The 20679-nt window shown below is 73.2% G+C and carries 18 protein-coding genes; 7 read left to right on the top strand and 11 right to left on the bottom strand.

The window, feature by feature from the left end; translation table 11 throughout:
- Positions 1 to 701 precede the first annotated feature (701 nt).
- Entirely contained in the window at positions 702 to 1700 is a 999-nt protein-coding gene (gene trpS, locus ACZ597_RS34160; protein ID WP_471339018.1) for a tryptophan--tRNA ligase, read from the top strand.
- Between the two features lie 36 nt (positions 1701 to 1736).
- Here the strand turns inward: trpS and proC are convergent, their stop codons facing one another.
- The 5 genes from proC to ACZ597_RS34135 all read right to left on the bottom strand — a co-directional run bounded on the left by proC (position 1737) and on the right by ACZ597_RS34135 (position 5098).
- Positions 1737 to 2546 (bottom strand): pyrroline-5-carboxylate reductase, encoded by an 810-nt coding sequence (proC, locus tag ACZ597_RS34155; RefSeq protein WP_125818675.1) that lies wholly within the window; start codon positions 2544 to 2546, stop codon positions 1737 to 1739.
- A 102-nt stretch (positions 2547 to 2648) separates the two neighbouring features.
- Positions 2649 to 3386, bottom strand: coding sequence for an ABC transporter permease (locus ACZ597_RS34150; protein ID WP_471339015.1), 738 nt, complete (start codon positions 3384 to 3386; stop codon positions 2649 to 2651).
- Positions 3383 to 4189, bottom strand: a complete 807-nt coding sequence (locus ACZ597_RS34145) for an ABC transporter ATP-binding protein (protein WP_471339013.1) — start codon at positions 4187 to 4189, stop codon at positions 3383 to 3385. The genes ACZ597_RS34150 and ACZ597_RS34145 overlap by 4 nt, the downstream gene beginning before the upstream one ends.
- A 78-nt stretch (positions 4190 to 4267) precedes the next feature.
- Positions 4268 to 4804 (bottom strand): hypothetical protein, encoded by a 537-nt coding sequence (locus ACZ597_RS34140; RefSeq protein WP_471339010.1) that lies wholly within the window; start codon positions 4802 to 4804, stop codon positions 4268 to 4270.
- A gap of 78 nt (positions 4805 to 4882) precedes the next feature.
- Positions 4883 to 5098: a peptidase gene (locus tag ACZ597_RS34135; protein WP_471339008.1), complete on the bottom strand. Its 216-nt coding sequence runs from the start codon at positions 5096 to 5098 to the stop codon at positions 4883 to 4885.
- Between the two features lie 190 nt (positions 5099 to 5288).
- Between ACZ597_RS34135 and ACZ597_RS34130 the strand changes: the two genes are divergently transcribed.
- Positions 5289 to 7391 carry a serine/threonine-protein kinase gene (locus tag ACZ597_RS34130; protein WP_471339005.1) on the top strand — a complete coding sequence of 701 codons (2103 nt, stop codon included), beginning with the start codon at positions 5289 to 5291 and terminating at the stop codon, positions 7389 to 7391.
- 34 nt (positions 7392 to 7425) lie between these two features.
- Here ACZ597_RS34130 and ilvD read toward each other — a convergent pair whose 3' ends face one another.
- The 4 genes from ilvD to ACZ597_RS34110 all read right to left on the bottom strand — a co-directional run bounded on the left by ilvD (position 7426) and on the right by ACZ597_RS34110 (position 12044).
- The gene (ilvD, locus tag ACZ597_RS34125) at positions 7426 to 9276 is read right to left on the bottom strand and encodes a dihydroxy-acid dehydratase (protein ID WP_471339003.1); all 1851 of its coding nucleotides are present in this window, start codon (positions 9274 to 9276) and stop codon (positions 7426 to 7428) included.
- 153 nt (positions 9277 to 9429) lie between these two features.
- On the bottom strand, positions 9430 to 10047 hold the full coding sequence (locus ACZ597_RS34120) for a TetR/AcrR family transcriptional regulator (protein ID WP_471339000.1): 618 nt from the start codon (positions 10045 to 10047) through the stop codon (positions 9430 to 9432).
- Positions 10044 to 10868 (bottom strand): sugar phosphate isomerase/epimerase family protein, encoded by an 825-nt coding sequence (locus ACZ597_RS34115; RefSeq protein WP_471338998.1) that lies wholly within the window; start codon positions 10866 to 10868, stop codon positions 10044 to 10046. Before ACZ597_RS34115 ends, ACZ597_RS34120 begins: the two co-directional genes overlap by 4 nt.
- 249 nt (positions 10869 to 11117) lie before the next feature.
- Entirely contained in the window at positions 11118 to 12044 is a 927-nt protein-coding gene (locus ACZ597_RS34110) for a Ppx/GppA family phosphatase (protein ID WP_471338995.1), read from the bottom strand.
- Positions 12045 to 12201: 157 nt separating this feature from the next.
- On the opposite strand from ACZ597_RS34110, the gene ACZ597_RS34105 reads away from it, so the two are divergent.
- Positions 12202 to 12948 (top strand): DUF3109 family protein, encoded by a 747-nt coding sequence (locus tag ACZ597_RS34105; protein ID WP_471339025.1) that lies wholly within the window; start codon positions 12202 to 12204, stop codon positions 12946 to 12948.
- Positions 12949 to 12953: 5 nt separating this feature from the next.
- Here the strand turns inward: ACZ597_RS34105 and ACZ597_RS34100 are convergent, their stop codons facing one another.
- The gene (locus ACZ597_RS34100; protein ID WP_471338992.1) at positions 12954 to 14669 is read right to left on the bottom strand and encodes a BACON domain-containing protein; all 1716 of its coding nucleotides are present in this window, start codon (positions 14667 to 14669) and stop codon (positions 12954 to 12956) included.
- A gap of 400 nt (positions 14670 to 15069) precedes the next feature.
- Between ACZ597_RS34100 and radA the strand changes: the two genes are divergently transcribed.
- Positions 15070 to 16485, top strand: a complete 1416-nt coding sequence (radA, locus tag ACZ597_RS34095) for a DNA repair protein RadA (protein WP_471338989.1) — start codon at positions 15070 to 15072, stop codon at positions 16483 to 16485.
- Between the two features lie 272 nt (positions 16486 to 16757).
- Positions 16758 to 17882 (top strand): DNA integrity scanning diadenylate cyclase DisA, encoded by a 1125-nt coding sequence (gene disA / locus ACZ597_RS34090; RefSeq protein ID WP_471338987.1) that lies wholly within the window; start codon positions 16758 to 16760, stop codon positions 17880 to 17882.
- A gap of 269 nt (positions 17883 to 18151) precedes the next feature.
- Here disA and ACZ597_RS34085 read toward each other — a convergent pair whose 3' ends face one another.
- Entirely contained in the window at positions 18152 to 18949 is a 798-nt protein-coding gene (locus ACZ597_RS34085) for a hypothetical protein (RefSeq protein ID WP_471338983.1), read from the bottom strand.
- A gap of 160 nt (positions 18950 to 19109) precedes the next feature.
- Between ACZ597_RS34085 and ACZ597_RS34080 the strand changes: the two genes are divergently transcribed.
- Both ACZ597_RS34080 and ACZ597_RS34075 read left to right on the top strand, forming a co-directional pair.
- Positions 19110 to 19730, top strand: a complete 621-nt coding sequence (locus ACZ597_RS34080) for a phosphatase PAP2 family protein (RefSeq protein WP_471338978.1) — start codon at positions 19110 to 19112, stop codon at positions 19728 to 19730.
- 23 nt (positions 19731 to 19753) lie between these two features.
- Positions 19754 to 20671: an HhH-GPD family protein gene (locus tag ACZ597_RS34075; RefSeq protein ID WP_471338976.1), complete on the top strand. Its 918-nt coding sequence runs from the start codon at positions 19754 to 19756 to the stop codon at positions 20669 to 20671.
- Positions 20672 to 20679 lie beyond the last annotated feature (8 nt).

The raw sequence follows: 20679 nt of genomic DNA, 5'->3' as shown, positions 1-20679 counted from the left end.
CTTCCTTTGTACTCACCCTCTCGGGCTTTCCTCCGGGCTTTCGTTCTTGCGATTCAGACTCTATCAGAGTCTTTCTCGCTCGCTTTCCAGGTCCTCCGCTTTCGCGCTTTCCCTTTCCGGCGGTTCCGACTCTATCAGATCCTTTCGGGCCTGACCCCCAGTCAGCGGGGTTTTGCCTTTCGGGCTGTTGGGCCCTTCCGGCGAGTGAGACAGTAGCGGATTCCTTGCCCCCGAAGCCAATCGGCGGCTGCGTCCTGGAACGCGGATTCCTCATTCGCAAATACGCATGAAAACGAGACGACGAAGTGCGTCGTTCGTTCGAATGTCGTAGTGCGGGATGGCTGTCCGGGGACCGACCGGGGTCGGCGCTCACGTCGGACAACTCGAAGAACCTTACGGATCGGGCACACGCGTGTCAACCCCGGCTGACCGGCCGACGACTGGCCGGAAAACCTCACGTGCTCCTCACACCCCCGGAGCTACGCTGCTCCCCATGACTACGCACGTGCTCACACTCAGCCTCTGCTGGTGGGCCGCCTGACGGCGGCCGACCCCAACGCGAGCACGCATGCGCTCACGGCCGCCGCTACGGCGGCCGTTTCTGTTTCTCCCCCTCGGGAGTGGCTCGGTCGCCCGGCGCGGTGGCCACGGCACCACACCCACGCACCACGCACCACGTACTCAGAGGGAGAGCAGCAGACATGACGAGGATCTTCAGCGGGATCACGCCGTCCGGGCACCTGACGCTGGGCAACTACCTGGGGGCCCTGCGGCAGTGGGTCGCGGCCGACCACGCACCCGCGGACGCGCTGTTCTGCGTCGTGGACCTGCACGCGCTCACCACGGAGCACGATCCCGCGCGGGTGCGGCGCCTCACCCGGCAGGCCGCGACGCTGTTCCTCGCCGCCGGCCTGGATCCACAGCGGTGCACCCTCTTCGTGCAGAGCCACGTCGGCGAGCACACCCGGCTGTCCTACCTGCTGGAGTGCACCGCCGCCGACGGGGAGCTGCGGCGGATGATCCAGTACCGGGAGAAGGCCGCGAAGGCGGAGGCGTCCGGCAACGGCGTACGGCTGTCGCTGCTGACGTATCCCGTGCTGATGGCCGCCGACATCCTGGCCTACGCGGCTGAGGAGGTGCCCGTCGGCGAGGACCAGCGGCAGCACGTGGAGCTGACCCGGGACCTGGCGGTGCGGTTCAACCAGCGGTACGGGCAGACCTTCACCGTGCCCAAGGTGACTCTTCCGGCCGTGGGCGCGCGGGTCATGGACCTCCAGGACCCGACCTCGAAGATGGGGAAGTCCAGTGAGAGCGGCGCCGGGATCGTCTACCTCCTCGACGAGCCGGCTGTGATCACCAAGAAGGTGATGCGGGCCGTGACCGACAACGGGGACGGCGGGGTGGTCTACGACCGGGCCGCGCGGCCCGGGGTGGCGAACCTGCTGGACGTCCTGGCCGCCTGTACGGGCGGGGACCCGGAGAAGCTGGCGGAGGAGTACGAGCAGTACGGGCCGTTGAAGCGGGACGTGGCCGAGGCCGTGGTGGAGCTGCTGCGGCCGCTGCGGGAGCGGCACGCCGGGCTGGCGGCCGACCCGGGCGAGGTGGAACGGGTGCTGCGCGACGGGGCCGGGCGGGCGCGGGACATCGCGCGGCCGGTGGTGGACCGGGCGTACGAGGCCATCGGGCTGCTGGCTCCGTGAAGGGAGGAGGCGCCCCCGTCGGGGGCGCCTCCTGCGTCAGCTGTTGCCGGTGGCGAGTTCGCGGCTGCGGTCGCGGGCCGCTTCGAGGGCGGCGATCAGGGCCGCGCGCACTCCGTGCTTCTCCAGCTCGACGATGGCGTTGATCGTCGTACCGGCCGGGGAGGTGACGGCCTCGCGAAGCTTGACGGGGTGCTCGCCGCTGTCGCGGAGCATGACGGCGGCGCCGATGGCGGCCTGGACGATGAGGTCGTGGGCCTGGGCGCGGGGCAGGCCGAGGAGGATGCCGGCGTCGGTCATGGCTTCGACGAGGAAGTAGAAGTAGGCGGGCCCGGAGCCTGAGAGGGCGGTCGCCGCGTCCTGCTGGGACTCGGGGACGCGCAGGGTCTTGCCGACGCCGCCGAAGATCTCCTCGGCGTGCTGGAGGTGGGCGGCGGTGGCGTGGCTGCCGGCCGAGATGACGGACATGGCCTCGTCGACGAGGGCCGGGGTGTTCGTCATGACGCGGACGACGGGGGTGCCGGGGGCGAGCCGCTCCTCGAAGAAGGCGGTGGGGATGCCGGCGGCGCCGCTGATGACCAGGCGGTCGGCGGGGACGTGCGGGGCGAGCTCTTCGAGGAGTTTGCCCATGTCCTGCGGCTTGACGGTGAGGATGAGGGTGTCGGCGCGCTTGGCGGCCTCCGCGTTGCTGACGGCCTCGACGCCGTAGCGGGTGCGGAGTTCCTCGGCCCGTTCGGGGCGGCGGGCGGTCACGAGCAGTTTGGCGGCCGGCCAGCCGCCGCGGATCATCCCGCTGAGCAGGGCCTCGCCGATCTTGCCGGTACCGAGGACTGCGACTGTCTGGGTCATGCCCGATTCACCTCGCCGAACGAACCTTCAGGACGTACTCAGGACGTACGCCCTCATCCTCGCACCCGTGCGCGTCGTGGTGAGGGGGTGTCCGCTCCGTGGTCAGGGCGTGCGGCGGCGGAGGGTGGCGGCTCCGAGGGCGAGGACGAGCAGCGCGCAGGCGGCGACGACGACGGCGTCGCGTACGAAGTCGGCGGTCATGTCGGTGTGGGTGAGGACCTGGGTCATGCCGTCGACGGCGTAGGACATGGGGAGGACGTCGGAGATGGCGTCGAGTACGGGCTGCATGGTGTCGCGGGGTGCGAACAGGCCGCACAGGAGCAGCTGCGGGAAGATCACGGCCGGCATGAACTGGACGGCCTGGAACTCGGACGCGGCGAAGGCGGAGACGAAGAGGCCGAGAGCGGTGCCGAGGAGGGCGTCGAGGAGGGCGACGAGGAGGAGCAGCCAGGGGGAGCCGATGACGTCGAGGCCGAGGAGCCAGAGGGCGAGGCCGGTGGCGAGGAGGGACTGGACGACGGCGACGGCGCCGAAGGCGAGGGCGTAGCCGGCGATGAGGTCGGCCTTGCCGAGGGGCATGGCGAGGAGGCGTTCGAGGGTGCCGGAGGTGCGTTCGCGGAGGGTGGCGATCGAGGTCACGAGGAACATCGTGATGAGGGGGAAGATCCCGAGGAGGGACGCGCCGATGCTGTCGAAGGTGCGGGGGCTGCCGTCGAAGACGTAGCGCAGCAGGGTGAGCATCAGTACGGGGACCAGCAGCATCAGCGCGATGGAGCGCGGGTCGTGGAGGAGCTGGCGCAGGACGCGCGCGGCGGTGGCGAGGGTGCGGGCGCCGTTCATCGCGGGGTCTCCCTGGAGAGGTCTCGGGCTCGGCCGTCGGCTTCGTCGACGAGGCGGAGGAAGCCTTCCTCGACGGTGGCGGAGGCGGTGCGGGTGCGGAGGGCTTCGGGGGTGTCCTGGGCGAGGATGCGGCCGTCGCGCATGAGGAGCAGGTCGTGGCAGCGCTCGGCCTCGTCCATGACGTGGGAGGAGACGAGGATCGTGGTGCCGCGGCGGGCGGTGAGGTCGTGGAAGAGGTTCCACAGGTCGCGGCGCAGGACGGGGTCGAGGCCGACGGTGGGTTCGTCGAGTACGAGCAGCTCGGGCGTGCCGAGGAGGGCGACGGCGAGGGAGACGCGGCTGCGCTGGCCGCCGGAGAGGTTGCCGGCGAGGGCGGTGGCGCGGGTGGTGAGGTCGACGTCGGTGATGGCCTGCTCGACGGCGGCGCGGCGGCGGTCGGCGGCGGCGCGGCCGGGGTCGAGGACGGCGGCGAAGTAGTCGAGGTTCTGCCGGACGGTGAGGTCGTCGTAGACGGAGGGCGCCTGGGTGACGTAGCCGATGCGGGAGCGGAGCTCGGGGTGGCCGGCGGGGCGGCCGAGGACGTCGAGGGTGCCGGTGACGTGGGCCTGGGTGCCGACGACGGCGCGCATGAGGGTGGACTTGCCGCAGCCGGAGGGGCCGAGGAGGCCGGTGATGCGGCCGCGGGGGACGCCGAAGCCGATGCCGTCGAGGACGGTGCGGGGGTGACGGCCGGTGCCGCGGCGGACGGTGAGGCCGTGGGCGTGGACGGCGGGAGGGGGTTCCTCCGGCTGGTTATTCATCATGTGATGAATAATGCTCCCGGCTGTGCCGGGCGTCAATGAGGCGGGTGTTCGGGGTTCAGGCGGACGGGCCGGCCGGCACTACTTCTTGCGCTTGGGGCGGCGGGCGGCCGGGTTGCCCGTACGGGCGCTGCGGCGGCGGCCGAATTCGGCCACGGCACGCTCGTACTCGGTGCGGCGGAGCTTCTCGCCGGGGGCCTCGGACAGGCTGCGCAGGAAGTACGCGACGAGGGAGCCGATGAACCCGATCGTCTTCAGGCCCTTGAGGGCGGCCTCGTCGGAGGACGGGCGCGGGCGGCGCCCGAAGGACTCCCAGGTCTTGGCGAAGGCGATGGCACTGGCGATCGCGAAGAGGACGACGACGGAGATGCTGAGGAAGGGGCCGACGTCGCCGATCTCCAGGCCCTCGTAGGCGAAGCGCAGCAGGTAGGCACCGACGACGGCGGCGGCGAGCGACCCGGCGGCGACACCGGCGCGGCGCAGCGCGTAGCCGTTGTCGTGGTCCACCCAGGAGGTGCCGAAGAACCGGATCGGCTCGGGCTGCGGCCCGGGGGCCGGCGCGGCGGCCGCGGCGGGGCTCTGGCTCTGGCTCTGGTCTCGCTGCTGGTCGTCGCTCACAGTGCCGATTATCCCCCGGCGGGCGGGACCCGCCGGGGGTGTCTCACCTGGCAGAACGGTGACCTTGCCGGGGCCGGGTCAGCCGCACTGCGGGGCGACGTAGCCGTCGCTGCCCGTCTTGACGTAGGCGTCGGAGACGAAGCGACCGTTGCCGATGCAGTCCCACAGGTCCGTGGTGCCGTACGGGCCCGAGACCGTCGTCCCGGAGCACTGGCAGCGGATCGTCACGTATCCGCCGACCGGGACGGAGTCGATGATCGAGTAGTTGGTGCCCGGGCCGCTGCGGACGTTCACCCGGTAGCCGGGGGCGGTCGGGAAGGTGGGGCCGGCGTCGCCTGAGAGGCTCTGGACTTGGCTTGATTCGTTCTCAACGGACATGTGAAATCTCCCCCCATGGGTGCTGCACTGCGCAACGCGCGCAGGGTAGCAAGCCCTTGGATGTTCCCACGGGCCATCGACTAGGCTCCGGCGGGGGTGGTGAGCGGTGCAGTCGCAGCGCGCGGACTACGCCGGGTTTCCGGAATACGCCGGCCAGTACCGGCTCGAATCCGTACTCGGCTCCGGCGGCATGGGCGTCGTCCACCTGGCCGCTTCCAGCTCCGGGCTGAAGCTCGCCGTCAAGGTCGTACACGCCCAGCACGCGGTGGATCCCGAGTTCCGCGCGCGGTTCCGGCAGGAGGTCGCGGCAGCGCGGCGGGTGAGCGGCGCCTTCACGGCGCCCGTCGTGGACGCCGACCCTGATGCCGAGCGGCCGTGGATGGCCACCCTCTTCATCGACGCCCCGACACTGTCCGAGCGGGTACGGGAACGCGTGCTGGACCCCGTCGAACTGACGCGGCTCGCCGCCGGACTGGCGGAGGCCCTGCGGGACATCCACCGGGCCGGGGTGGTGCACAGGGACCTGAAGCCGAGCAACGTGCTGATGGCCCCCGACGGGGTGCGCGTCATCGACTTCGGCATCTCGCGCCCCTCCGACAGCGACCTGCGCACCGAGACGGGCAAGCTGATCGGGACCCCGCCCTTCATGGCGCCCGAACAGTTCCAGCGGCCGAGGGACGTGGGGACCGCCGCCGACGTGTTCGCGCTGGGCGCGGTGCTGGTGCACGCGGCGACCGGGCGGGGGCCCTTCGACTCCGACAGCCACTACCTCGTGGCGTACCAGGTCGTCCACGGCGAGCCCGACCTGACGGGGCTCCCGGCCCGGCTCGTGCCGATCGTGCAACGCTGCCTGGCGAAGGACCCGGCGGAGCGGCCGACCGCCGAGGCGCTGATCGCCGAGATGCGCGCCGTCGCGTACCCGACCACCGAGGACACCCAGGCGTTCATACCGCACCCGCGCCGGCCCGTGGCGGAGGAACAGGTCACCCACCAGCGGCAGCAGATCCCGACGGACATGCCGCCTGCCGGGCGCCGACGCCGTCTCCGGCCGGTGCTGCTGGCCGCCGGGCTCGGAGTCCTGCTCATTTCGGGGGCGGTCGGCGGCTACCTGTGGCCCGGGGGAGGCACGGACACGTCGGAGCGCCCCGTCGCGCACGCGTCGACGAAGGGCTTCACACCGTGGTCGGTGTCACCGGGCTCACCACCGGTGTCGTGCTCGGCCGCGTCCGGCGCCCTGTACTGCTCGGGACGGGGCCTGGCAGCCGCCCGGCTCGACCCGGCCGGGGGATCGACGAGCTGGGCCGTACACACGAACACGCCCACGCGGGGCGTCACGACCAGCACGGCCCCGCTGCACTCGGCCGGATCGGTCCTCGTCGTGGCACCCGGCAGCGAACTCCTCCAGGCCCTGGACGCGGGCACGGGCGCGGAACGCTGGCAGCGGAAGCTGCCGGGCGGCACGCGCGTGGTCGTCGCGGGCCCGTACGTGGTCACCGTGGCGGCGGACGGCACGGCAACCGCTGTCGACGGGGCGAGCGGCGCCCAGAAGTGGAGCCGGCGCATCAGTGGCAGCGGGTCGGTGTGGTGGGGTGGAGCGGGGGCGGGGGGAGCGCCCGTGTTCTACACGACAGCGGCGGACGCCAACGGCAGCTCGACCCAGCTGACGGAGGTGGATCCGGCCACCGGTGCCGCACGCTGGCACGTACGGACCGCCGGGAACCTGCGGCCCATCGGCGTGGCACGCGGAGCGGTGCACCTGCTGGACAACGCCTCCGGGGACAAGGCGGCGGGGATCGTCCGGGTGGATACCGCCACTCGCGCCGTGCGCCGGGTCCAGCTGTCGGCTCCGCTGTACGAGGCGGAGGCGACGGTGGGCGCGGACGGCACGGCGTACGCGTTCGGCACTCGCGGCGGTCTCGTGGCGATCGGCGCCGAGAGGGAGCAGTGGCGGCTGGAAACGGGCGCGGCGTTCGCGTCCCGGCCCGTCTCCGCCGACGGCCAGGTCTACCTGACGACAGGGGACGGCCGGCTCCTGGCCGTCGACGCAGCCGCCGGGCGGCTCGTCGGGCAGACCAAGCCGCGCATGGCCTCCCAGGGCACCTTCAGCGCCACCCTCCCCGCCCCCGTCGTGACCGACGGCCACGTCTACGCCTCCGCCCCCGACGGCACGGTCTTCGCCCTGGAAACGCGGAACCCCGCCGGGTGGTAGCCCACACCGGCGGGGTTCACGGGAATCAGCGCGCTCAGCCCAGCTTCGTCACGTCGCGGACCGCGCCCTTGTCGGCGCTGGTGGCCATCGCCGCGTAGGCGCGCAGGGCCGCCGAGACCGTGCGCTCGCGGTCCTTCGGGGCGTACACGCCGCCGAGCTCCGCGTGGCGGGCGGCCAGCTCCTCCTCGGAGACCAGCAGCTCGATCGACCGGTTCGGGATGTCGATGCGGATCCGGTCGCCGTCCCGCACGACCGCGATGTCGCCGCCCGAGGCCGCCTCCGGTGAGGCGTGGCCGATGGACAGGCCCGAGGTGCCGCCGGAGAAGCGGCCGTCCGTCACCAGGGCGCAGACCTTGCCGAGGCCGCGGCCCTTGAGGAAGGACGTCGGGTAGAGCATCTCCTGCATGCCCGGGCCGCCGCGCGGGCCCTCGTAGCGGATGACGACGACGTCGCCCGGCTGGACCTCCTTGCGGAGGATCTTGTCGACGGCCTCGTCCTGCGACTCGCACACGACGGCCGGGCCCTCGAAGGTCCAGATCGACTCGTCGACGCCCGCGGTCTTCACCACGCAGCCGTCGACCGCGAGGTTGCCGCGCAGGACGGCGAGGCCGCCGTCCTTGGAGTACGCGTGCTGCACGGAGCGGATGCAGCCCCCCTCCGCGTCGAGGTCGAGGCTCTCCCAGCGCTCGGACTGGGAGAAGGCGGTCGCGGAACGCTTGCAGCCGGGGGCCGCGTGCCACAGCTCCATGGCCACCTCGGACGCCGTGCCGGAGCGGGCGTCCCACTGCGCCAGCCAGTCCTCCATGCCCTTGGAGTGGACGGTGCTGACGTCCTTGTTGAGGAGCCCGCCGCGGTACAGCTCGCCGAGGATGGCGGGGATGCCGCCGGCGCGGTGGACGTCCTCCATGTAGTACGTGCCGCCGGGGGCGACGTTCGGGGCGACCTTGGCCAGGCAGGGCACGCGGCGCGAGACGGCGTCGATGTCCTTGAGGTCGTAGTCCAGGCCCGCCTCCTGCGCGGCGGCCAGCAGGTGCAGGATCGTGTTGGTCGAGCCGCCCATGGCGATGTCCAGGGCCATGGCGTTCTCGAAGGCCTCGCGGGAGGCGATGTTGCGCGGGAGGACGGACTCGTCGCCGTCCTCGTAGTAGCGCTTGGTGATCTCCACGACCGTGCGGCCGGCGTCCTCGTACAGGGCGCGGCGGGCGGTGTGCGTGGCGAGGACCGAGCCGTTGCCGGGGAGGGCCAGGCCGATGGCCTCGGCGAGGCAGTTCATCGAGTTGGCGGTGAACATGCCGGAACACGAACCGCAGGTCGGACAGGCGTTCTCCTCGATGCGCAGGACGTCCTCGTCCGAGACGTTCTCGTTGGAGGCGTCGACCATGGCGTCGATCAGGTCCAGCTTGCGGACGGTGCCGTCCACCAAGGTCGCCTGGCCGGCCTCCATCGGGCCGCCGGAGACGAAGACGACCGGGATGTTGAGGCGCAGCGCGGCCATCAGCATGCCGGGGGTGATCTTGTCGCAGTTGGAGATGCAGATCAGGGCGTCGGCGCAGTGCGCCTCGACCATGTACTCCACGCTGTCCGCGATCAGGTCGCGGGACGGGAGGGAGTAGAGCATGCCGGCGTGGCCCATGGCGATGCCGTCGTCGACCGCGATCGTGTTGAACTCGCGGGGGATCGCGCCGGCGGCGCGGATGGCGTCCGAGACGATGCGGCCGACCGGCGCCAGGTGGGTGTGGCCGGGGACGAACTCGGTGAAGGAGTTGGCGACCGCGATGATCGGCTTGCCGATGTCCTCGCTCGCTACGCCCGACGCGCGCATCAGCGCACGGGCGCCTGCCATGTTGCGGCCGTGGGTGACGGTGCGGGACCTCAGCTCGGGCATGCGTTCACTCCCCATGAGTGCGGCTGTACGGTCAGCCGCGACTGTGGATATGGCTCGGTTACGAGGCTACGCCCACCGCCCGCGATCCGGACACCTCGTCCGAATGCCGGGACGCGCGGGCCACTCCTCGGTCACGCCTCAGTCACCGCTCGGTCACTCCTCGGTCAGGTAGCGCTGCAGCGTCGGAGCCACCAGGGCGACGATGTCCTCCTGGTCCGCGGACGCGAGCGGCTCGACCTGCACCACGTACCGCAGGATCGCGATGCCGACCATGTGCGAGGCTGCCAGCTCCGCCCGGAACGTCGGATCCGGAACGTCCAGATCGGCGGCGATCCGCTCCAGCAGGCGGCGCAGCACCAGCGTGCGCAGCACCTTCGCGGCGGCTTCGTGCGTCAGCGCCGACCGGATCACGGCGAGCAGCGGCACCCGGGTGGCCGGGTTCTCCCACACCCCCAGGAAGTACCTGACCAGCCGCTCCCCGATGCCCTCCGGGCCCGCCCCGAGAATGGCCGGAACCACCAGGGCCGGTTCCAGGCTCACCTCGACTGCGGCGGCGAACAGGTCGTCCTTGCTGCCGAAGTAGTGGTGCACCAGCGCCGGGTCCACCCCGGCGACCTTCGCGATGCCGCGCACGGACGTCTTGTCGTACCCGCGCTCCGCGAACACCTCACGGGCCGCCAGCCGGATCCGCTCCTGGGTGCCGGGACCGTCGTCGGCCTCGTCCTGGCGCGGCCGGCCGGGACCGCGCCGCCGCTTCGGGGGCTCGGTCACCGGCGCCCGGCCGGCTTGGCGAGGTGCGCCCGCGTGAAGGCCAGCGCCTCGGCGAGGTCGGCCTCACGCTCGGCGGAGGACATGGCGCGCCGCGTGTTGACCTCGATCACCACGTGCCCGTCGAAGGAACTCCGGGCCAGCCCCTCCAGCAGCTCGGCGCAGGGCTGCGTACCGCGTCCGGGGACGAGGTGCTCGTCCTTCGCCGATCCGTTGCCGTCGGCGAGGTGCACGTGCGCCAGCCGGTCGCCCATCCGGTCGATCATCGCGGAGGCGTCGGTCCGGGCGGTGGCGGTGTGGGACAGGTCGACGGTGAAGTGCCGGTAGTCGTCCTTCGTCACGTCCCACTCGGGCGCGTACGCGAGCATCTCGCGGTCCCGGTAGCGCCACGGGTACATGTTCTCGACGGCGAAGCGCACATCCGTCTCGTCGGCCATCCGCCAGATCCCGGAGACGAAGTCCCGCGCGTACTGCCGCTGCCAGCGGAACGGCGGATGCACCACGACGGTCGACGCCCCCAGCCGCTCCGCCGCGGCCTGCGCCCGCTGGAGCTTGGTCCACGGATCGGTGGACCACACGCGCTGGGTGATGAGCAGGCATGGCGCGTGCACGGCCAGGATCGGCACCTGGTGGTGGTCCGACAGGCGGCGCAGCGCCTCCACGTCCTGGCTCACCGGGTCCGTCCAGACCATGACCTCCACCCCGTCGTAGCCGAGACGGGCGGCGATCTCGAAGGCGGTCGCCGTGGACTCCGGGTAGACGGAGGCGGTGGACAGGGCGACCTTCGGGTTTCGGCTGTTCGGGATACGGAGTGGATCTGCCACGGTGACAGATTACGGGGCCCCTCCCCGGCGGACCGTAAGCGGCGGCACTTTCGTCATACTTTTCGAATGGAAACCGTGCCAATGCCCGGAGCCGGGTGCGGGGCGGCGTGCCAGGGGGCGGTTCCTTCTCGGGCGGTCTCAGAGAGGCGTGGGGGTTTCGGGGCAGGAGGAGAGGAGCCCGTACCGCAGGGCGCGTACCGGCCGCGCCGGTAAGCCCGCGCCGCTGGGCGCGTACCGCTCGGCCCGGGCCTACGGCAGGTGGTCCAGCCTGCGCAGGATGACGCCCTCGCGGAGGGCCCAGGGGCAGATCTCCAGTTCGTCCACGCCGAAGAGGTCCATCGCAGCCTCCGCCACCAGCGCGCCTGCCAAGAGCTGGGCGGCGCGGCCCTCCGAGACGCCCGGGAGGGCGGCGCGTTCGGTCGTCGTCATCGCCGTCAGGCGGGGCACCCACTCCTCGATGGACTTGCGGGTCAGGTCGCGCTGCACGTACAGGCCGTCGGCCTCGCGGGCCGCGCCCGCGAGGCGGGCCAGCTGCTTGAAGGTCTTCGACGTCGCCACCACGTGGTCCGGCGCCCCGAAGCGGCTGAACTCGCCGACCGTCCGCGCGATCTGCGCCCGGACGTGCCGCCGCAACGCCTTCACGTCCGCCGGGTCGGCCGGGTCGCCCGGGAGCCAGGCCGAGGTGAGGCGGCCCGCGCCCAGGGGCAGGGACACGGCCGCGTCGGGGTCCTCGTCGATGCCGTACGCGATCTCCAGCGAGCCCCCGCCGATGTCGAGGACCATCAGCTTCCCCGCCGACCAGCCGAACCACCGCCGGACCGCCAGGAAGGTCAGCCGGGCCTCGTCCTCACCGCTGAGCACCGGCAGCTCGATGCCGGTCTCCTCCTTGACCCGGGCGAGGACCTCGTCGGCGTTCGGGGCTTCGCGCACCGCGCTGGTCGCGAAGGGCAGCACGTCCTCGCAGCCCTTGTCCTCGGCCGCCTGCACCGCGCCGGCGATCGCCGAGACGAGGCGTTCGACGCCCTCCGGGCTGACCGCGCCGCGCTCGTCGAGCAGCTCGGCGAGGCGCAGCTGCACCTTGTGCGAGTGCGCGGGCTGCGGGCGCGCGCCGGGGTGCGCGTCCACCACCAGCAGATGGATCGTGTTCGAACCCACGTCAAGGACACCGAGTCTCATGCGGGAAACGCTACTGGGCCGAACGCGGAGCGGTGGAGGAAGGGGCGCTTAGGCTGGGCTTGTGCCAAATACGAAGAAGGCCGGCAAGAGCAACAAGACCAGCAACAAGACCGGCGGCAAGACCAACAGCGGCAAGGCCAAGGGCGACAAGGCCACGGTGTCGGACGAGAAGGGCCTCGACTTCCCCCGGGCCTGGGTGGAGTTCCCCGACCCCGCCGACGACGAGCAGGTCTTCCGCTGCGACCTGACCTGGCTGACCTCCCGCTGGACGTGCATCTTCGGCAGCGGCTGCCAGGGGATCCAGGCGGGCCGGGCGTCCGACGGCTGCTGCACCCTCGGCGCGCACTTCTCCGACGAGGACGACGAGAAGCGGGTCGCCGAGCACGTCGCCCGCCTCACGCCCGAGCTGTGGCAGTTCCACGACGTCGGCAGCGAGTCGGGCTGGACCCAGCTGGACGACGACGGGGACAAGCAGACCCGCCGCTGGGACGGCGCCTGCATCTTCCTGAACCGGCCCGGTTTCCCGGCCGGGGCGGGCTGCTCCCTGCACATCCTGGCCCTGCGGAGCGGCCAGGAGCCGTTGGAGACCAAGCCGGACGTGTGCTGGCAGCTGCCCATCCGGCGGACGTACGACTGGATCGAGCGGCCCGACGACACCCGCGTCCTTCAGGTGTCGATCGGCGAGTACGACCGGCGCGGCTGGGGTCCGGGCGGCCACGACCTGCACTGGTGGTGCACGTCGGCGACGTCCGCGCACGGTGCCGGCCAGCCGGTGTACGTGTCGTACCGGGCGGAGCTGACGGAGCTGATGGGCAAGGAGGGCTACGGGGAGCTGGTGAAGCTGTGCGAGGCGCGGCTGGCCTCGCTGCTGCCGATGGCCCCGCACCCCGCCGACCCGGCTTAGGCCCCTCAGCTGCCCGGACCCCCCGCCCCCGGGTCGGGGGAAACCGTTCCTCCTGAGGACGGCGCCGGGGTCCCCGGGTCCGTCGGGGTCGGCGTGGGCGTCGGGGTCGGCGTGGGATCCGGGGCCGGAGGCGTCGGGGTCGGCGTCGGGTCCGGGGCCGGAGGCGTCGGGGTGGGGTCCGGGACGGGCGGGGTCGGCTCGGTGGTGGGGGCCGGGCGGCCGCGGCCGTGCAGGGAGACCACCGCTCCGCCGGGGTCGACGCCGACGCGGGCCGTCCAGGCGCCGACGGGCTGGGCCGCGGTGTCGACGGTGATGCGCAGGGTGACCGATTCTCCGGGCGCGAGGGTGCCCGCCGTCTGGCTCGCGCGCAGCCAGGGCGCGTCCGACCAGAGGCGCCAGTCGACGGGGCTGCCGCCGGAGGCGGTGAGGGTGAGCAGGGTGGTGGCGCCGCGGGTGGCGGCGGCGACGGTGAGGCGGCCGGGCGCGCCGGGGCCGTCGGCCTCGGGGGTGGCCGGAGCGCCGGCGCTGATGACCTCGACGGAGACGTCGGGGGCTTCGCTGCCGGGGGCGAAGCCGGGCTCGCCGGTGGTGTGGGCGGTGTTCCCGGTGTTCTCGTACGCGGTGAGGGGGCGGCCGGCGGCGTACGGGGGCGGGATCTGCGACTCGCTGGCCGAGATGCGGGTGCCGTCGCCCCCGACGGGTTCGCCGGTGGCGGGTGCGCCACGGTACGCGGCCCACAGCGCGAGCACGGGCGCCGCGACGACGGTGGCCACGACGGTGGTGGTCACGGCCCTGGCCCGGAACCGGTCGCGGCGGGCGGCGCGGTCCTTGGGGTCCATGGGGAAGCCGGTGCGGTCGAAGCGCGGGCCGGGGCGGCCGCCGCGGCGCCGGCCGGAGCGCAGCATGGCGGCGTGGACGGCGGTGCGGGGGGCGGGGACGAGGGGGAGGGCGGCGTTGATTCCGCCGGAGCCGGGCCAGGGCGCGCCGGCGCCGACGCGTTCGGCGACGCGGCGGCAGCGCGGGCAGTCGTCGACGTGGCGGACGAGCTCGGCGCGGAGGGTGGCGGACAGCAGTACCTGGCCGTGGCCGTCGCCGTCGTCGCCGGTGATGCGGGAGACGGCCGGGCAGTTGGCGGTCTCGACGACGGCGAGGGCGGCGCGGGTGCGTTCGACCTCGCAGGCGGCGCCGGAGAGCAGGTCCCGGGCGGTGGTGGGGGCGGTGCCGAGGACGGCGGCGAGTTCGGTGACGCCGAGGCGGTGGCGGACGGCGAGTTCGAGGGCCTCGCGCTGCTCGGGGGTGGTGCCGGCGGCTTCGGGCCAGGCGAGCCGGGCGAGCTCGGTGCGGCGGTAGGCGCTCACGTCGAGCGGGCGGTGCGCCTGGGGCATGCGGTCGGGGTGGGTGTGCTCCGGCGTGCGCTGCCGGGCGGAATGCGCCCCCTGGCGCACCCGCCTGCGCTCGGCCATCCGGCGCAGACAGGCCCAGCGGGCGAGCGCGTACAGCCAGGCCCTCCGGTCGCCCTCGTCGGGACATCGGCCGGGGTGCCGCTCGGCCACGGCGAGGACGTCGCCGAGCACGTCGGCGGCGGCGTCGTGGTCGCACAGGACCGACAGGCAGTACGTGAAGAGCCCGTCCAGGTAGGGCTCGTGCCGGAAGGGCGGGGGCTCGGGGACCTCCAGCCGGAGGGTGTCACCGGCGCCGGCCGCAGCGCCCGTATCACCCACACCACCGGTACCGGGCGCCACTACCGCATCGGACGCGCCACGGGCAACAGGCACATCCTCCGCACCACCCGTCTCACCCGTCGGCCCCGTCCAGTCTGCTCGGGGCGTGCGCCTGTGCGCTGGGTGTGCGCCGGTGCGCGATACGGGGTCTCCCTGGTCGCTGCTGTTCACTCGGCGAACCGTAGGCGGCACGCCGGTAACGCTCCGGAAGCCTTCCGGGCTTTTAGCCCTTAAGGGTGAACAGATCGCCGCTCCGCTGACAGCGGCCCTGACGCCGGACCGGCGCCGGGCTGACGACCGGCTGACGACCGGCTGGCGACGGGCCGGCCGCCGGGTCGGCCGCCGGACCGGCCGCCGGACCGGTCGGGCGTTGTCGGTGGCGACGGCTACCGTGGGCGGCATGGCTGCCCGTACATCTCGCTCATCCGCCAAGGACCGGCCGTCCTACCGCTGCTCCGAGTGCGGCTGGACCACCGCGAAATGGCTCGGCCGGTGCCCCGAGTGCCAGGCGTGGGGGACCGTCGAGGAGATGGGCGCCCCCGCCGTGCGGACCACCGCCGCCGGGCGGGTCTCGACCGCCGCGCTGCCCATCGCCCAGGTCGACGGCAGGACCGCGACCGCCCGCAGCACCGGCGTGGACGAGCTGGACCGCGTCCTGGGCGGCGGCCTCGTCCCCGGCGCGGTGGTGCTGCTGGCCGGCGAGCCCGGCGTCGGCAAGTCGACGCTGCTGCTGGACGTCGCCGCGAAGGCGGCCACCGGCGACCACCGCACCCTCTACGTCACCGGCGAGGAGTCCGCGAGCCAGGTCCGGCTGCGGGCCGACCGGATCAAGGCCCTCAGCGACCACCTCTACCTCGCCGCCGAGACCGACCTGTCCGCCGTACTGGGCCACCTCGACGCGGTGAACCCCTCGCTGCTGGTCCTGGACTCCGTGCAGACCATCGCCTCTCCCGAGATCGACGGCGCGCCCGGCGGCATGGCCCAGGTCCGCGAGGTCGCGGGGGCACTGATCCGCGCCTCGAAGGAGCGGGGCATGGCCACCCTGCTCGTCGGCCACGTCACCAAGGACGGCGCCATCGCCGGCCCCCGCCTGCTGGAGCACCTCGTGGACGTGGTGCTCAGCTTCGAGGGCGACCGGCACGCGCGGCTGCGCCTGGTCCGCGGCGTGAAGAACCGCTACGGGGCCACGGACGAGGTCGGCTGCTTCGAGCTGCACGACGAGGGCATCACCGGACTCGCCGACCCGAGCGGGCTGTTCCTGACCCGGCGCGCCGAGGCGGTGCCGGGCACCTGCCTGACCGTGACGCTGGAGGGCAAGCGCCCGCTGGTCGCCGAGGTGCAGGCGCTCACCGTCGACTCGCAGATCCCGTCCCCGCGCCGCACCACCTCGGGCCTGGAGACCTCCCGCGTCTCGATGATGCTGGCGGTGCTGGAGCAGCGCGGGCGGATCACCGCGCTGGGCAAGCGGGACATCTACAGCGCGACCGTGGGCGGGGTGAAGCTGACGGAGCCGGCCGCCGACCTGGCGATCGCGCTGGCCCTGGCCTCGGCGGCCAGTGACGTGCCGCTGCCGAAGAACCTGGTCGCGATCGGGGAGGTCGGCCTGGCCGGCGAGGTGCGGCGGGTGACCGGTGTGCAGCGGCGCCTGGCCGAGGCGCACCGGCTCGGCTTCACGCACGCGCTGGTGCCGGCGGACCCGGGGAAGGTCCCGGCGGGCATGAAGGTGACCGAGGTGGCGGACATGGGGGACGCGCTACGGGTCCTGCCGCGCGGGCGCTCGCGTACGCCGGCCAGGGAGCGGGCGGCGGCGGAGTAGGCCCGCCCGGCGGGACGGGCCGGACCCGTCCGGCGGAATCCATCCCTCCGCCGACGGGTCCAAACGGCAGGTCAGCGAGCCGACGTGAGCCGGACGCGGACCGGACCCGCCGACCGGCGGGGGTCCCCCGACGGGCGGGGCGCAGGGCCCGTACGGGGCCTCGTGGCGGCGGTACGGGCCAAGCCCCGGCGGGCGCACAGCGTGCGCCGGTAGACTTTGCGCTGGTCCGCCCGGCCGTACGCGGCGGCGCAACCCGCGACCGGAGGAGTGCAGTGGCAGCCAAGGACGGGGCAGCAGCACCCGGGAAGTCCGGCGCGAGCTCCAAGCACGAGGCGCTGATGCGCGCCTCGCTGAGCGCGGTCGCGCCTGGTCAGCCCCTGCGCGACGGGCTGGAGCGGATCGTCCGCGGCAACACGGGCGGCCTGATCGTCCTGGGCATGGACAAGGCCGTCGAGGCGATGTGTACCGGCGGCTTCGTGCTGGACGTGGAGTTCACCGCGACCCGGCTGCGCGAGCTGTGCAAGCTCGACGGGGCGCTCATCCTCGACAAGGACATCACCAAGATCCTGCGGGCCGGCGTGCAGCTGGTGCCGGACGCGTCGATCCCCACGGAGGAGACGGGCACCCGTCACCGCACGGCGGACCGCGTCTCCAAGCAGTGCGGCTTCCCGGTGGTGTCGGTGTCCCAGTCGATGCGGCTGATCGCGCTGTACGTGGACGGCGAGCGGCGCGTCCTGGAGGAGTCCGGGGCGATCCTGTCACGCGCGAACCAGGCACTGGCGACGCTGGAGCGGTACAAGCTCCGCCTGGACGAGGTCGCGGGCACGCTGTCGGCGCTGGAGATCGAGGACCTGGTCACGGTCCGCGACGTGACCGCCGTGGCGCAGCGGCTGGAAATGGTCCGCCGGATCGCGACGGAAATCGCCGAGTACGTGGTCGAACTGGGCACGGACGGGCGACTGCTCTCGCTCCAGCTGGACGAGCTGACGGTCGGCATCGAGCAGGAACGGGAGCTGGTGATCCGGGACTACGTTCCGGAACCGACGGCGAAGCGTTCCCGCACGGTGGACGAGGCGCTGCCGGCGCTGGACGCGCTGACGCATCCGGAACTGCTGGAGCTGGCGATCGTGGCGAAGGCGCTCGGGTACACGGGCTCGCCGGAGACCCTGGACTCGGCGGTGTCGCCCCGCGGGTACCGGCTGCTGGCGAAGGTGCCGAGGCTGCCGGGGGCGATCATCGAGCGGCTGGTGGAGCACTTCGGCGGGCTGCAGAAGCTGCTGGCGGCGTCGGTGGACGACCTCCAGACGGTGGACGGCGTGGGCGAGGCCCGTGCGCGCAGCGTCCGCGAGGGGCTGTCCCGCCTGGCGGAGTCCTCGATCCTCGAACGCTACGTGTAGCCGGGTCGGTTCGCCTCCGGCCGTCGCGGCTGGGGCCGGTACTGCGCGGGCCGGGCACGGTGTGCCGCTGCGCGGGGCCGGTTCCCCCACCCGCCCTTCGCCCGTTCCCCGGGCTACGCCCGGACCCCTCCCGGGGGGCTCCGCACCCCAACCCACCGACCCCGGCCACCCGAACCGCCCCGGGCCCGACGGCCGGAGGCTGTCGCAGCGGCGCGAAGCCGGGGAGGCCCGCCAGGGCCGAGCCGCGCGAGCGGCGCGTCAAGAAGGAATCAGTCCTGCTTCAGGACGAAGGACGTGCGGGCCACCGGGAGGCCCGGGGACTTGACCTCGACCACGTAGGTGTCGGGAGCCGGGGCGCCCTGCGGGGGGTTCTGGCACTGGTCCGCCGCGCTCGGCTTGCGGTCCCATTCCACCGACTGCTTCGTCTCGCCCTGCGCCGGGAGCCGGTAGAACGCGTTGCCCGCGCCCGTCGGGCAGTCGGCGGAGGACCAGACGGCCTTGGCGCCCGTCGTCTGGAAGATGGTCACGACCGCCTGCTTCGGGCCGAGTCCGAACTTGCAGGTGCTGCCCGAGGTGTTGCGGACGAGCAGTTCGAGACGGGGCTTCTCGTTCGTCTCGTACTCGTTCTTCACGCTCTTGACCTCCCACTGCAGCACGCTCGCCGGGCACGTCGGCAGCGGAGAGTCCGCCGGGACCTGCGCCGGGGAGGAGCCGGCGGAGCCGGAGGAGGACGAGGATCCCGCGCCCGCACCGGAGTTGGCGCCGGTGCCGCCCGCGTCGCCGTTCTTGGCGGGTCCCGTCGCGCCGGCGCCGCCGCCCGACTCCGCGCGTCCGCCCGGGGCCTGACTGATCGCCGGGCCGGAACCGGAGGGGCCGGGGGTGATGGTGCGCACGGGTCCGGAGCCGTCGCCGCCGCCCTTGCCGTTGGTACTCGTCTTGCCGGCACCGGAACTGACGAACCATACGGCGAGCAGCGCGACGAGCGCGGCGACGGACGCCAGCACGGCCCTCCGCCGCCAGTAAATGGAGGAGGGGAGCGGCCCGACCGGATTGCGCAGAGATCCCACGCACCGAACCTTACGAGAACTCGCGCCGCGTTCAGCGCCCCACATGCCGCACATCCGGCAGGTTTTGCCGATGATCATCCTGCGGGGCTACACGGGAACGGCCAGATCCGGCCAGGGGTCCGACGCGGCCGCGCCAGGGCGCCGAGTACGGTCAGTGACCATGGACAGCTCCGACCTCTACCGCGACATCACCGACTTCGCCCACACCACGCCCCATTGGGTGCAGATGGTGGTCGAGGTCTGGACCGAATACGGCCTCCTCGTGTTCGGCCTGCTCTACATATCCGTCTGGTGGCGTGCGCGCGGGAAGCAGGGCGGGGAGCCTCGGGCCCTCGCGCTGGCCGTGCTCGCGCCGCTGGTCACCGCGCTCGTGTACGTCGCGTCCGAGCTGGTGAAGTCGACCGTGGACGAGGAGCGGCCCTGCCGGGCGGTGGCCGGGGCGGCCGCCTCCCTGATCCCGTGCCCGCCCTACGGCGACTGGTCCTTCCCCAGCAACCACTCCGCCATCGCCGGCGCCGCCGCCGTCGCGCTGGCGCTGGCCGTCCCCCGCCTCGCCTGGCTGACGGTGCCGATGGGGCTGCTGATGGCCTTCTCCCGCGTCTTCGTCGGGGTTCACTACCCCCACGACGTCGGCATGGGCCTGCTGCTGGGCGCCTCCCTGGCCGTCCTGGCCGTGGCGGCGCTGACCGGTCCGATGATCAGCCTCACCACCGCCGTACAGGGGAGCGGCAACCGCGTCGCCGTCTGGTTCACCGGTCCGGGCCCCGCGCGCCGGCCCTGAAACGTGCCAGGATGCCGTCTGCCATGACTGCATCCCCATCACACACCTCCGCGTCCTCCGCTTCACCCACCTCCGCGCTGCACACCCCCGTCATCGCGTGGTTCGACGAGCACGCCCGCGACCTCCCCTGGCGCCGCCCCGAGGCCGGCCCCTGGGGGGTGATGGTCAGCGAGTTCATGCTCCAGCAGACCCCCGTCAGCCGGGTGCTGCCGGTGTACGAGCAGTGGCTCGCCCGGTGGCCCCGGCCCGCGGACCTGGCCGCCGAGGCGCCGGGCGAGGCCGTACGGGCGTGGGGGCGGCTCGGCTACCCCCGGCGGGCGCTGCGGCTGCACGGCGCGGCCGCGGCGATAACGGAACGGCACGGCGGCGACGTACCCCGGGACCACGCGCAGCTGCTCGCGCTGCCCGGGATCGGCGAGTACACGGCCGCCGCGGTGGCCTCCTTCGCGTACGGGCAGCGGCACGCGGTGCTGGACACCAACGTCCGCCGGGTCTTCGCGCGCGCCGCGACCGGGGTCGAGTACCCGCCGAACGCCACCACCGCCGCCGAACGCCGCCTGGCGCGGGAGCTGCTGCCCGAGGACGAGCCGACGGCGGCCCGCTGGGCGGCGGCCTCCATGGAGCTCGGCGCGTTGGTGTGCACCGCCAGGAGCCCGGACTGCGCCCGCTGCCCCGTGGCGGGGCTGTGCGCGTGGCGGCTGGCGGGGAAGCCCGCGCACGACGGGCCGCCGCGGCGCGGTCAGACGTACGCCGGGACGGACCGGCAGGTGCGCGGCAAGCTGCTGGCGGTGCTGCGGGAGGCGGTGGGCCCCGTTCCGCAGGCGGTGCTGGACACCGTGTGGGACGAGCCGGTGCAGCGGGCCCGGGCGCTGGACGGGCTGGTGTCGGACGGACTGGTGGAGCCGCTCGCGCACGGGATGTACCGGCTGCCGCAGAGCTGACGGGCAGG

The sequence above is a fragment of the Streptomyces sp. NPDC040718 genome, assembly GCF_055593565.1.
This window is presented reverse-complemented; position numbering and strand designations above follow the sequence as displayed.

What these genes read in the sequence shown, in the direction of transcription:
- trpS (WP_471339018.1), top strand. Translation starts at nt 702, where the DNA reads ATGACGAGGATCTTCAGCGGGATCACGCCGTCCGGGCACCTGACGCTG.
- proC (WP_125818675.1), bottom strand. Translation starts at nt 2,546, where the DNA reads ATGACCCAGACAGTCGCAGTCCTCGGTACCGGCAAGATCGGCGAGGCC.
- ACZ597_RS34150 (WP_471339015.1), bottom strand. Translation starts at nt 3,386, where the DNA reads ATGAACGGCGCCCGCACCCTCGCCACCGCCGCGCGCGTCCTGCGCCAG.
- ACZ597_RS34145 (WP_471339013.1), bottom strand. Translation starts at nt 4,189, where the DNA reads ATGATGAATAACCAGCCGGAGGAACCCCCTCCCGCCGTCCACGCCCAC.
- ilvD (WP_471339003.1), bottom strand. Translation starts at nt 9,276, where the DNA reads ATGCCCGAGCTGAGGTCCCGCACCGTCACCCACGGCCGCAACATGGCA.
- ACZ597_RS34110 (WP_471338995.1), bottom strand. Translation starts at nt 12,044, where the DNA reads ATGAGACTCGGTGTCCTTGACGTGGGTTCGAACACGATCCATCTGCTG.
- radA (WP_471338989.1), top strand. Translation starts at nt 15,070, where the DNA reads ATGGCTGCCCGTACATCTCGCTCATCCGCCAAGGACCGGCCGTCCTAC.
- ACZ597_RS34080 (WP_471338978.1), top strand. Translation starts at nt 19,110, where the DNA reads ATGGACAGCTCCGACCTCTACCGCGACATCACCGACTTCGCCCACACC.
- ACZ597_RS34075 (WP_471338976.1), top strand. Translation starts at nt 19,754, where the DNA reads ATGACTGCATCCCCATCACACACCTCCGCGTCCTCCGCTTCACCCACC.